Source organism: Streptomyces griseus, from assembly GCF_900460065.1.
In the GTDB taxonomy this organism is placed as follows: Bacteria; Actinomycetota; Actinomycetes; order Streptomycetales; family Streptomycetaceae; genus Streptomyces; species Streptomyces griseus.
Genome location: NZ_UAVD01000010.1, coordinates 1 through 11896, shown reverse-complemented (window position 1 = coordinate 11896; position 11896 = coordinate 1). Strand labels below are relative to the sequence as shown.

The 11896-nt window shown below is 71.3% G+C and carries 10 protein-coding genes; 7 read left to right on the top strand and 3 right to left on the bottom strand.

Annotated elements, in window-relative coordinates:
- The first annotated feature begins 1 nt into the window (after position 1).
- The gene (locus DTB53_RS05530; RefSeq protein WP_003970334.1) at positions 2-553 is read left to right on the top strand and encodes an adenine phosphoribosyltransferase; all 552 of its coding nucleotides are present in this window, start codon (positions 2-4) and stop codon (positions 551-553) included.
- 169 nt (positions 554-722) lie between these two features.
- Positions 723-3347 carry a RelA/SpoT family protein gene (locus DTB53_RS05525; RefSeq protein ID WP_003970335.1) on the top strand — a complete coding sequence of 875 codons (2625 nt, stop codon included), beginning with the start codon at positions 723-725 and terminating at the stop codon, positions 3345-3347.
- Between the two features lie 65 nt (positions 3348-3412).
- Here DTB53_RS05525 and DTB53_RS05520 read toward each other — a convergent pair whose 3' ends face one another.
- Positions 3413-4642: a DUF349 domain-containing protein gene (locus DTB53_RS05520; RefSeq protein WP_003970336.1), complete on the bottom strand. Its 1230-nt coding sequence runs from the start codon at positions 4640-4642 to the stop codon at positions 3413-3415.
- A 226-nt stretch (positions 4643-4868) separates the two neighbouring features.
- A complete protein-coding gene (locus DTB53_RS05515; RefSeq protein ID WP_003970337.1) occupies positions 4869-5660 on the bottom strand; it encodes a peptidylprolyl isomerase in 792 nt (263 codons plus the stop codon).
- Positions 5661-5809: 149 nt separating this feature from the next.
- Here DTB53_RS05515 and DTB53_RS05510 point away from each other — a divergent pair, with 149 nt between their 5' ends.
- The 4 genes from DTB53_RS05510 to DTB53_RS05495 all read left to right on the top strand — a co-directional run bounded on the left by DTB53_RS05510 (position 5810) and on the right by DTB53_RS05495 (position 10208).
- The gene (locus DTB53_RS05510) at positions 5810-6499 is read left to right on the top strand and encodes an MBL fold metallo-hydrolase (protein ID WP_003970338.1); all 690 of its coding nucleotides are present in this window, start codon (positions 5810-5812) and stop codon (positions 6497-6499) included.
- A 17-nt stretch (positions 6500-6516) separates the two neighbouring features.
- Positions 6517-7779, top strand: a complete 1263-nt coding sequence (gene hisS, locus DTB53_RS05505) for a histidine--tRNA ligase (protein ID WP_003970339.1) — start codon at positions 6517-6519, stop codon at positions 7777-7779.
- A gap of 323 nt (positions 7780-8102) precedes the next feature.
- Positions 8103-8741, top strand: a complete 639-nt coding sequence (locus tag DTB53_RS05500; RefSeq protein WP_003970340.1) for a vitamin K epoxide reductase family protein — start codon at positions 8103-8105, stop codon at positions 8739-8741.
- A gap of 87 nt (positions 8742-8828) precedes the next feature.
- Positions 8829-10208, top strand: a complete 1380-nt coding sequence (locus DTB53_RS05495; RefSeq protein WP_012381674.1) for a replication-associated recombination protein A — start codon at positions 8829-8831, stop codon at positions 10206-10208.
- A 10-nt stretch (positions 10209-10218) separates the two neighbouring features.
- Here the strand turns inward: DTB53_RS05495 and DTB53_RS05490 are convergent, their stop codons facing one another.
- Entirely contained in the window at positions 10219-10920 is a 702-nt protein-coding gene (locus tag DTB53_RS05490) for a DUF2470 domain-containing protein (RefSeq protein ID WP_012381675.1), read from the bottom strand.
- A 191-nt stretch (positions 10921-11111) separates the two neighbouring features.
- On the opposite strand from DTB53_RS05490, the gene rpsD reads away from it, so the two are divergent.
- Positions 11112-11726: a 30S ribosomal protein S4 gene (gene rpsD / locus DTB53_RS05485; RefSeq protein WP_003970343.1), complete on the top strand. Its 615-nt coding sequence runs from the start codon at positions 11112-11114 to the stop codon at positions 11724-11726.
- The last annotated feature ends 170 nt before the right edge of the window (positions 11727-11896 follow it).

Below are 11896 nucleotides of genomic sequence, written 5' to 3'. Positions count from 1 at the left end.
GATGACGAGCACCACCGAATCCACCAGGGAGCTGCTGCTCAGCCGGATCCGCGATGTCGCGGACTACCCGAAGCCGGGCGTGGTGTTCAAGGACATCACCCCGCTGCTCGCGGACCCGGCGGCCTTCACGGCGCTCACCGACGCCCTCGCGGAGCTGTGCGTACGGCACGGCGCCACGAAGATCGTCGGCCTGGAGGCGCGCGGCTTCATCCTGGCCGCGCCCGTGGCGGTCCGGGCGGGCATCGGGTTCGTCCCGGTCCGCAAGGCCGGAAAGCTCCCCGGCGCCACGCTGAGCCAGTCCTACGAGCTGGAGTACGGCAGCGCGGAGATCGAGATCCACGCGGAGGACCTCGACGCCGGGGACCGGGTCATGGTCATCGACGACGTCCTCGCCACCGGCGGCACCGCCGAGGCCTCGCTGGAGCTCATCCGGCGGGCCGGCGCCCAGGTCGCGGGCGTCGCGGTCCTCATGGAGCTCGGCTTCCTCGCGGGCCGGGCCCGCCTGGAGCCGGGCCTCGCGGGGGCGCCGCTGGAGTCCCTGATCACGGTCTGAGCCGTCGGCCGCCGCTCCGCGACGGCGACCGAGCACGAGGGAGGGGCACCCGGGAACACCGGGTGCCCCTCCCTCGTTGTTCGGGCTCCCACCGTCCCCGGGCGAGGTCCCGGCGGGGGATCGATACCATGGGCTCTCCGGGTACCCCGGATCCGCACGAGGAGCGCTCTTGCCAGACGAGGCCCAGTCAGCCGCCGCCCCGCAGCCCGACAAGCCCGTGGCGGCCCCCGCCACGCCGGAAAAGGCCGCGTCCTCGAACGCGCCGGAGCCCGCGCCCGCCGCCGACGCCGCGCGCCCCCCGGCCACCGCGACGCCCGCCGGGCCGGCCGCCCCTCCCGCGAAGCCCGCGGCCCCCGAGGTCCCCCCGGAACCGGCCGGGACGACGGGCCCGGCACAGCCGCCGGCCAGGAAGCCCGCCGCCGGCGCGCCGAAGCCCCCGCCCCCCGGGCCCCCCGCGAGGACCGGGGCCACCGCCGGATCCGCCTCCCGCACCGGCGGCTCCTCCAACCGCGTGCGGGCCCGCCTCGCCCGCCTGGGCGTACAGCGCTCCAGCCCGTACAACCCGGTGCTGGAACCCCTCCTGCGTACGGTCCGGAGCAACGACCCCAAGATCGAGACGGCCACGCTCCGCCAGATCGAGAAGGCCTACCAGGTCGCCGAGCGCTGGCACCGGGGCCAGAAGCGCAAGAGCGGCGACCCCTACATCACCCACCCGCTGGCCGTCACCACGATCCTCGCCGAGCTCGGCATGGACCCGGCGACGCTGATGGCGGGCCTGCTGCACGACACCGTCGAGGACACCGAGTACGGCCTGGACACCCTCAAGCGGGACTTCGGCGACCAGGTCGCCCTGCTCGTCGACGGCGTCACCAAGCTCGACAAGGTCAAGTTCGGCGAGGCCGCCCAGGCCGAGACCGTGCGCAAGATGGTCGTCGCCATGGCCAAGGACCCCAGGGTCCTGGTCATCAAGCTCGCCGACCGCCTGCACAACATGCGCACCATGCGCTACCTCAAGCGGGAGAAGCAGGAGAAGAAGGCCCGCGAGACCCTGGAGATCTACGCCCCGCTGGCGCACCGGCTGGGCATGAACACCATCAAGTGGGAGCTGGAGGACCTCGCCTTCGCGATCCTCTACCCCAAGATGTACGACGAGATCGTCCGCCTCGTCGCCGAGCGGGCCCCCAAGCGCGACGAGTACCTCGCCATAGTGACCGACGAGGTCCAGGCGGACCTCCGCGCCGCCCGCATCAAGGCCACCGTCACCGGCCGCCCCAAGCACTACTACAGCGTCTACCAGAAGATGATCGTGCGAGGCCGCGACTTCGCCGAGATCTACGACCTGGTGGGCATCCGCGTCCTCGTCGACACGGTCCGCGACTGCTACGCGGCGCTCGGCACCGTCCACGCCCGGTGGAACCCGGTGCCCGGGCGGTTCAAGGACTACATCGCGATGCCCAAGTTCAACATGTACCAATCACTGCACACCACGGTGATCGGTCCCAGCGGCAAGCCCGTCGAGCTCCAGATCCGCACCTTCGACATGCACCGCCGCGCCGAGTACGGCATCGCCGCCCACTGGAAGTACAAGCAGGAAGCCGTCGCGGGCGCCTCCAAGGTCCGTACCGACGTCCCCAAGAACACCGGGCGCGGCCAGGACACCGTCAACGACATGGCATGGCTGCGCCAGCTCCTGGACTGGCAGAAGGAGACCGAGGACCCCGGCGAGTTCCTGGAGTCCCTGCGCTTCGACCTCTCGCGCAACGAGGTCTTCGTCTTCACGCCGAAGGGCGACGTCATAGCGCTGCCGGCCGGCGCGACCCCCGTCGACTTCGCGTACGCCGTCCACACCGAGGTCGGCCACCGGACCATAGGAGCACGCGTCAACGGGCGGCTCGTCCCGCTCGAATCGACGCTCGACAACGGCGACCTGGTCGAGGTCTTCACCTCCAAGGCGGCCGGCGCCGGACCCTCCCGGGACTGGCTCGGCTTCGTCAAGTCGCCGCGCGCCCGCAACAAGATCCGCGCCTGGTTCTCCAAGGAGCGCCGCGACGAGGCCATCGAGCAGGGCAAGGACGCCATCGCGCGCGCCATGCGCAAGCAGAACCTGCCGATCCAGCGCATCCTGACCGGCGACTCCCTGGTCACCCTCGCCCACGAGATGCGCTACCCCGACATCTCCTCGCTGTACGCGGCGATCGGCGAGGGCCATGTCGCGGCGGCGGGCGTCGTCCAGAAGCTGGTGCAGGCGCTCGGCGGCCACGACGAGGCCAACGAGGACATCGCCGAGTCCACCCCGCCCTCGCACGGCGGCCGCAGCAAGCGCCGCGCCAACGCGGACCCCGGCGTCGTCGTCAAGGGCGTCGAGGACGTCTGGGTCAAGCTCGCCCGCTGCTGCACGCCCGTCCCCGGCGACCCGATCATCGGCTTCGTCACCCGGGGCAGCGGCGTCTCCGTGCACCGCGCGGACTGCGTCAACGTGGAATCGCTCTCGCAGCAGCCCGAGCGGATCCTGGAGGTCGAGTGGGCCCCCACCCAGTCCTCCGTCTTCCTGGTCGCCATCCAGGTCGAGGCGCTGGACCGCTCCCGGCTGCTCTCCGACGTCACCCGGATCCTCTCCGACCAGCACGTCAACATCCTGTCGGCGGCCGTCCAGACGTCCCGCGACCGGGTGGCCACCTCGCGCTTCACCTTCGAGATGGGCGACCCCAAGCACCTGGGCCACGTCCTGAAGGCCGTACGCGGCGTGGAGGGCGTCTACGACGTCTACCGGGTCACCTCGGCCCGCAGGCCGTAGCGGCACCTACGGGAGGGGCCCCGGTACGCGATGCGTACCGGGGCCCCTCCCGCGTGCGGACGGCGTCAGCCGCCGAACTCCTCCAGGCCCTTGAGCGCCTGGTCCAGCAGCGCCTGGCGGCCCTCCAGCTCCTTGGACAGCTTGTCCGCGCGGGCGTTGTTGCCCTGGGCGCGCGCGGTGTCGATCTGACCGCGCAGCTTGTCCACGGCGGCCTGGAGCTGACCGGTCAGCCCCGCGGCGCGGGCCCGCGCCTCCGGGTTGGTCCGGCGCCACTCCGACTCCTCGGACTCCTGGAGCGCCCGCTCCACCGCCTGCATCCGGCCCTCGACCTTCGGGCGGGCGTCACGCGGTACGTGCCCGATGGCCTCCCAGCGCTCGTTGATCCCCCGGAAGGCGGCCCGGGCCGCCTTCAGGTCCTTCACCGGCACCAGCTTCTCGGCCTCGGCGGCGAGCTCCTCCTTGAGCTTGAGGTTCTCGCCCTGCTCGGCGTCCCGCTCCGCGAAGACCTCGCTGCGGGCGGCGAAGAAGATGTCCTGGGCGCCGCGGAAACGGTTCCACAAGTCGTCCTCGGACTCGCGCTGGGCGCGGCCCGCCGCCTTCCACTCGGTCATCAGGTCGCGGTAGCGCGCGGCGGTGGTCACCCAGTCCGTGGAACCGGACAGCGCCTCGGCCTCGGTGACCAGCTTCTCCTTGGCCTTGCGGGCGTCCTCGCGCTGGGCGTCCAGCGCGGCGAAGTGCGCCTTGCGCCGCTTGGAGAACGCCGAGCGGGCGTGCGAGAAGCGGTGCCACAGCTCGTCGTCCGACTTGCGGTCGAGGCGGGGGAGACCCTTCCAGGTGTCCACCAGCGCCCGCAGCCGCTCACCGGCCGAACGCCACTGCTCGCTCTGTGCCAGCTCCTCCGCCTCGGCGACCAGCGCCACCTTGGCCTGCTTGGCCTCGTCGGTCTGCTTGGCCTTGAGGACCTTGCGCTCCTCGCGCCGCGCCTCGACCGTCGCCACGAGCGCGTCGAGCCGCTTGCGCAGCGCGTCGAGGTCGCCCACCGCGTGGTGCTCGTCGACCTGCTGCCGCAGGTGGTCGATGGCCGTCGTCGCGTCCTTCGCCGACAGGTCGGTGGTCTTCACCCGCCGTTCGAGGAGGCCGATCTCGACCACAATGCCGTCGTACTTGCGCTCGAAATAGGCCAGAGCCTCTTCGGGCGAACCGGCCTGCCACGATCCGACGACCTGCTCGCCCTCGGCCGTACGCACGTACACGGTGCCCGTCTCGTCGACGCGGCCCCACGGGTCGCTGCTCACAGCGCCTCCTCCACCTGATGCCTGCGAGGGGGTTCGCCCCCCGGGCATCGTCCACAGTTTCCTGGGGCGGGCATCGCCCGCCCTGCACAACGTCAATCTAGGCGACCGGCCACCCGGCTGTCCGCACTCAGCACGGCCGAAATTCTTCGCTCCGGCCACGGGCGGCGCTCCGCCCCGCCGGTGGCCGTCCGGCCGGTCGCCGTACCGTCGGTTCCGTCCCGCCGGTTCAGCCCTTCTCGACCGTGGCCTTCTCGACCGTCACGGCCTTCTTCGGGGCGCCGTCGCCCGCACCGCCCTCGACACCGGCCTCGCCGACCTTCTGGACGGCCTTCAGCGAGGCGTCGTCCATCGTGCCGAACGGGGTGTAGGTGGGCGGGAGCTTCGTCTCCTTGTAGACCAGGAAGTACTGGCTGCCACCGGAGTTCGGCTGGCCGGTGTTGGCCATGGCCACCGTGCCCGGCGGGTAGACGACGGTGCCGTCCCCGCCCGCCTTGCCGAGCGCGTCCAGGTTCTCGTCCGGGATGTTGTAGCCCGGACCGCCCGTGCCGTCGCCCTTGGGGTCGCCGCACTGGAGCACGAAGATGCCCTGGGTGGTCAGCCGGTGGCACTTGGTGTCGTCGAAGTAGCCCTTGTCGGCGAGCGCCTTGAAGGAGTTCACCGTCTCCGGGGTCTTCGCCGCGTCCATCGAGAACGCTATGTCGCCCTGGGTCGTCTTGAGCGACATCGTGTACGTCGCCTTCTTGTCGATCTTCATCGGCGGCGCGGGGGCCTTGCTCTCGCTCTCCGAGGGCTCCGGAGCGGGGCTCTGGCTCGCCGCGGCCTCGCCCTTCTTGTCCTTGTCGTCGTCCTTGCCCGCCACGACGAACGCGCTCACGCCCACGACGGCGACCACGGCCACCGAGGCCGCGACGATCGCGGTGATGCGCCGCGTCCTGCGGCGGGCCTCCTCCCGGCGCTTCTGCTGGCGCTCGAACTTTTCCCGGGCGAGCTGCCGTCGCCGCTGTTCGCTGCTGGACACCGGTTGCGCTCCTTGTTACGTCGTGAGATGCGGGCCTGAGTTGCCCGTACCGTATATGGGTTACCTGTGTCATGAGGAGCGCCGGTAGGCTCTGATCCGCCGCAGCCTCCGCCGTTGCCGCATCCTCCGGACGAACATTAAGGACGATCGTGCTCATTGCCGGGTTCCCCGCCGGGGCCTGGGGGACCAATTGCTATCTGGTCGCCCCCGCCGCCGGTGAGGAGTGCGTGATCATCGACCCGGGCCACCAGGCCGCCCAGGGCGTCGAGGAAACGCTGAAGAAACATCGGCTCAAGCCCGTGGCCGTCGTCCTCACCCACGGCCATATCGACCACGTCGCCTCGGTCGTCCCCGTCTGCGGCGCCCATGACGTCCCCGCGTGGATCCACCCCGAGGACCGCTACATGATGAGCGACCCGGAGAAGGCGCTCGGCCGCTCGATCGGGATGCCGCTCATGGGCGAGCTGACCGTGGGGGAGCCGGACGACGTCAAGGAGCTGGCCGACGGCTCGAAGCTGACCCTGGCCGGTCTGGAGTTCGGCGTCTCGCACGCGCCCGGCCATACCAAGGGGTCGGTGACGTTCGGGATGCCCGAGGCCGCGGACATTCCGCCGGTCCTCTTCTCGGGCGACCTGATCTTCGCCGGCTCCGTCGGACGCACCGACCTGCCCGGCGGCGACCACGCCGAGCTGCTCGAGTCGCTGGCCCGTGTGTGCCTGCCGCTCGACGACTCGACCGTGGTGCTGTCCGGCCACGGCCCCCAGACGACCATCGGCCGCGAGCGCGCCTCCAACCCGTTCCTGAACGGTCTGGACGCGGCACCGCGCCGAGGACTGTAGACGAGAGACGTATCCACGTGAGCACCTTCCAGGCCCCCAAGGGCACGTACGACCTGACCCCGCCCCGTTCCGCGACGTTCCTGGCGGTGCGCGAGGCCATCGCCGCGCCCCTGCGCGACTCCGGCTACGGCTACATCGAGACGCCCGGCTTCGAGAACGTCGAGCTGTTCGCGCGCGGCGTCGGTGAGTCCACCGACATCGTCACCAAGGAGATGTACACCCTCACCACCAAGGGCGGCTCCCAGCTGGCTCTGCGCCCCGAGGGCACCGCGTCCGTGCTCCGCGCCGCCCTGGAGGCCAACCTCCACAAGGCGGGCAACCTGCCCGTCAAGCTCTGGTACTCCGGCTCGTACTACCGCTACGAGCGCCCGCAGGCCGGCCGCTACCGCCACTTCTCGCAGGTCGGCGCCGAGGCCATCGGCACCGAGGACCCGGTCCTGGACGCCGAGCTGATCATCCTCGCCGACCAGGCCTACCGCTCGCTCGGCCTGCGGCGGTTCCGCATCCTGCTGAACTCGCTGGGCGACAAGGAGTGCCGCCCGGTCTACCGCGAGGCGCTCCAGACCTTCCTGCGCGACCTGGACCTCGACGAGGAGACCCGCCGCCGCATCGAGATCAACCCGCTGCGCGTGCTGGACGACAAGCGGGCCGACGTGCGGAAGCAGCTGACGGACGCCCCGAAGCTCCGCGACTACCTCTGCGACGCGTGCAAGGCGTACCACGAGGAGGTCCGGGCGCTCCTCACGACCGCCGGGGTGGCCTTCGAGGACGACGAGAAGCTGGTGCGCGGCCTCGACTACTACACCCGCACGACCTTCGAGTTCGTCCACGACGGTCTCGGCGCCCAGTCCGCGGTGGGCGGCGGCGGCCGCTACGACGGGCTCTCCGAGATGATCGGCGGCCCCGAGCTGCCGTCCGTCGGCTGGGCGCTCGGCGTGGACCGCACGGTCCTCGCGCTGGAGGCCGAGGGCATCGAGCTCGACCTGCCCTCCACCACCAGCGTGTACGCGGTCCCGCTCGGCGAGGAGGCCCGCCGGGTGCTGTTCGGCGTCGTCACCGAACTGCGGCGCGCTGGCGTCGCCGCCGACTTCGCGTTCGGCGGCCGCGGCCTGAAGGGCGCGATGAAGAGTGCCAACCGCTCGGGCGCGCGCTACACCCTGGTCGCGGGCGAGCGCGATCTCGCCGAGGGCGTCGTCCAGCTCAAGGACATGGAGTCCGGCGAGCAGGGACCGGTGGCCCTGGCGGAGGTCGCGGCGGAGCTGACGAAGCGCCTCGGCTGACCGGGTCGTGAGCGGGGCGCGGGCGGCGGGACCTCGGGTCCGCCGCCCGCGCCTTTCTCGTCCGCTCGCGTCCGCCGTCAACCCGGCGGCAGGGGATTCATCCCGGCCGGTGACCCCGAATGGGAGCCGCCCGCGCGGCCGGCGGGACGGGACCGGCGCGCGGGACACGACCGTCTTCCGTCGTCCCGGCCCCGCGGCCCCGGAAAGCAGGCCGGGCGGAGCGCTCGCGGACGCACACCTTTATGTCCATCGAACGGTTGATCCGTACGGGGGTACGGCACAATGACCATGCCCGGCTGACCACTCGGTGATGGAACGGCGATATGACGACTGCAGCGGTAGACCACGATCTCTCCTCCGACCAGGACGAGGGCGGCCGCAAGCGCACCTACGGGGCCGGACGCGGTCTCGCTCTGCTCCTGGTGATCACCGGCGCGGCCGGACTCCTGGCCGCCTGGGTCATCACGATCGACAAGTTCAAGCTGCTGGAGGACCCCTCCTTCACCCCCGGGTGCAGCCTCAACCCCGTCGTCGCGTGCGGCAACATCATGAAGAGCGAGCAGGCCTCCGTCTTCGGGTTCCCCAACCCGATGCTGGGCCTCGTCACGTACGGCATGGTCATCGCGATCGGGATGGGGCTCCTCGCCGGTGCGCGCTTCCGCGGCTGGTTCTGGCTCGGGCTGAACGCCGGGACGCTGTTCGGCGTAGGCTTCTGCACCTGGCTCCAGTACCAGTCGCTGTACAACATCAACTCGCTCTGCCTGTGGTGCTGCCTGGCCTGGGTCGCCACCATCGTCATGTTCTGCTACGTGACCACCCACAACGTCAAGCACCGCATCCTCCCGGCCCCGGCCTGGCTGCGGAACGGGCTGACCGAGTTCCCCTGGGTGCTGCCGGTGATGTGGATCGGGATCATCGGCATGCTGATCCTGACCCGCTGGTGGGACTTCTGGACCAGCTGAGCACCGCCCGCCACCCCGGTGGGCGGCCCGGGACGCCCACCGGTGCTGACGGCGGCGCTGTCAGTGGGGTCGCTTAGGCTTCATGGCGTGGAGCCCGACCTCTTTACCGCAGCCGCCGAAGACCGCCAGGAGAAGGACCCGTCCAGCAGCCCCCTCGCTGTCCGGATGCGTCCCCGCGTCCTCGACGAGGTCGTCGGCCAGCAGCATCTGCTGAAGCCCGGCTCGCCGCTGCGCCGTCTCGTCGGGGAGGGCGGCGGAGGTCCGGCCGGGGCGTCCTCCGTGATCCTCTGGGGTCCGCCCGGCACCGGCAAGACGACCCTGGCGTACGTGGTCAGCAAGGCCACCAACAAGCGCTTCGTCGAGCTCTCCGCGATCACCGCGGGCGTCAAGGAGGTCCGGGCCGTCATCGAGAGCGCGCGCCGCGCCACCGGCGGCTTCGGCAAGGAGACCGTCCTCTTCCTGGACGAGATCCACCGCTTCTCCAAGGCCCAGCAGGACTCCCTGCTCCCCGCCGTGGAGAACCGCTGGGTGACCCTGATCGCCGCCACCACGGAGAACCCGTACTTCTCGATCATCTCCCCGCTGCTGTCGCGGTCCCTGCTGCTCACCCTGGAATCGCTGACCGACGACGACCTGCGTGCTCTGCTGCGCCGGACGCTGACCGACGGGCGGGGGCTCGGCGGAGCGGTCGCCCTGCCCGAGGACGCCGAGGCTCATCTGCTGCGCATCGCGGGCGGCGACGCCCGCCGGGCGCTGACGGCGCTGGAGGCCGCGGCGGGCGCGGCCATCGCCACGGGGGCGGCGGAGATCACCCTGGAGACGCTGGAGGCGACCGTCGACCGCGCCGCCGTGAAGTACGACAGGGACGGCGACCAGCACTACGACGTGGCCAGCGCGCTCATCAAGTCGATCCGCGGCTCCGACGTGGACGCCGCCCTGCACTACCTGGCCCGGATGATCGAGGCGGGGGAGGACCCGCGGTTCATCGCCCGCCGGCTGATGATCTCGGCCAGCGAGGACATCGGCCTGGCCGACCCCACCGCGCTGCCGACGGCCGTGGCCGCCGCCCAGGCGGTGGCCATGATCGGGTTCCCGGAGGCGGCGCTCACCCTCAGCCACGCCACCATCGCGCTGGCGCTCGCCCCCAAGTCCAACGCGGCGACCCTGGCGATCTCCGCCGCGCAGGACGACGTGCGCAGAGGGCTCGCCGGACCCGTCCCGGCCCATCTGCGCGACGGTCACTACAAGGGCGCGGCCAAGCTCGGCCACGCCCAGGGATATGTCTACCCGCACGACGTGCAGGGCGGCATCGCCGCCCAGCAGTACGCCCCGGACGCCGTCCGGGACCGGCAGTACTACACACCCACCCGCTACGGCGCCGAGGCGCGGTACGCGGACGTCGTCGAGCGCGTCCGCGAGCGCCTCGGCCGCGCCGGCGAGGGCGGCGAGGGCGGCGAGCAGGCGTAACGCCCCCGGGTCAGGACGCGGCCGCCTCGAAGAGGGTGTGCATGGCGCGGCGCAGCTCGGTGACATCCCGCACCGGCTCGGGGAACTCGAAGCGGGCGTCGAAGCAGGAACCCCGGTCCTCGACGAAGCGGACCCGCAGCCCGAAGCGGTCCAGGGCGACCGGCACGGCCCTGGGCTGGTGGGAGGCGCAGGTGCGGGCGGTCCGCTCGCCCAGCAGACCGCACAGGGTGCGCATCTGCTCGTCGTGGGCGGAGGCCAGGTGCTGGAGCAGCTCCGCCTCGTGGAAGGCCAGCGGGTCGGGAGCCGCGTCGCGGAAGTCCTCCGGCTCGATGTCCTCGGCGCCCCAGAGGTCGTCCACGTAGGCCTCGCCGAACTCCAGGCGCAGCATCATCCGTCCGGGCTCGGCGATGCCGGGCACGGAGGTGAGCCAGCCGGAGATCCAGGCCCGGCCGCGGATCCGGTGCGGTACGGAGACCGGAGCGACGTCCGTGATCTCCAGCACGGCGGTCAGCTCGTCGCCCTGCGCGTGCGTCGCGGCCCGGACGGCCGGGGAATCCGCGGCGAATTCGAGGAACACATCGCCCTCGGGTCCCACGCTCCTGCTGTCCGGGGTCAGGGGTTCGGCGCGGGCCAGATCGAGCCCCGGTACGACCAGCAGTGCGGAGCAGGTACTCTGTACGAGAGTTCGTGTGCGCTCGGCTGCTGACGGCATCCGAGTGTTATCTAGCCCGCTGGGACGCGGCTGACCACGATCTGATCGGCCTTCCGTCGTAGCAGCATCCTCCTCTGAGGTGCTGCCGCTGTCTGTGCTGTCCGTGACGTGAGTGGTGTTCCCAGGGCGAGACATGCGATCTCCTTGAGTAAGGTAAGCCTAACCTAACCTACAACGGAGGTCTGGAGAACGTGCCTAACCAGTCGCGTCCCAAGGTCAAGAAGTCGCGTGCCCTCGGCATCGCCCTGACGCCCAAGGCTGTCAAGTACTTCGAAGCTCGTCCGTACCCGCCGGGCGAGCACGGCCGTGGCCGCAAGCAGAACTCGGACTACAAGGTCCGTCTGCTGGAGAAGCAGCGCCTGCGCGCGCAGTACGACATCAGCGAGCGCCAGATGGCGCGCGCCTACGACCGTGCCAAGAAGGCCGAGGGCAAGACGGGCGAGGCGCTGGTCGTCGAGCTCGAGCGCCGTCTCGACGCCCTGGTCCTGCGTTCGGGCATCGCCCGCACCATCTACCAGGCCCGTCAGATGGTCGTCCACGGCCACATCGAGGTCAACGGCGGCAAGGTCGACAAGCCGTCCTTCCGCGTGCGCCCCGACGACATCGTCCAGGTCCGCGAGCGCAGCCGCTCCAAGGTCCCCTTCCAGGTGGCCCGCGAGGGTGGTTACGACACCGACGGTGAGACCCCGCGCTACCTCCAGGTGAACCTGAAGGCCCTGGCCTTCCGCCTGGACCGGGACCCGAACCGCAAGGAGATCCCGGTGATCTGCGACGAGCAGCTCGTCGTCGAGTACTACGCCCGCTGATCCAGGCGTAGCCGCTCTCACCAGCGCTCCGGCCCGCCCCTCCCTGTCATCCGGGAGGCGGCGGGCCTTCGCGTTCCCCCGGGTCCGCCCGCCGTCGGCGCACCGCCCGCGCCGGGCCCCTCCACCGTCGCCGCGGGCCCACCACCGGCCAGGGCCCGTTCGACCGCGGT

Coding starts and splice junctions, on each gene's coding strand:
- DTB53_RS05500 (WP_003970340.1), top strand. CDS start 8,103: ATGACGACTGCAGCGGTAGACCACGATCTCTCCTCCGACCAGGACGAG.
- DTB53_RS05530 (WP_003970334.1), top strand. CDS start 2: ATGACGAGCACCACCGAATCCACCAGGGAGCTGCTGCTCAGCCGGATC.
- DTB53_RS05490 (WP_012381675.1), bottom strand. CDS start 10,920: ATGCCGTCAGCAGCCGAGCGCACACGAACTCTCGTACAGAGTACCTGC.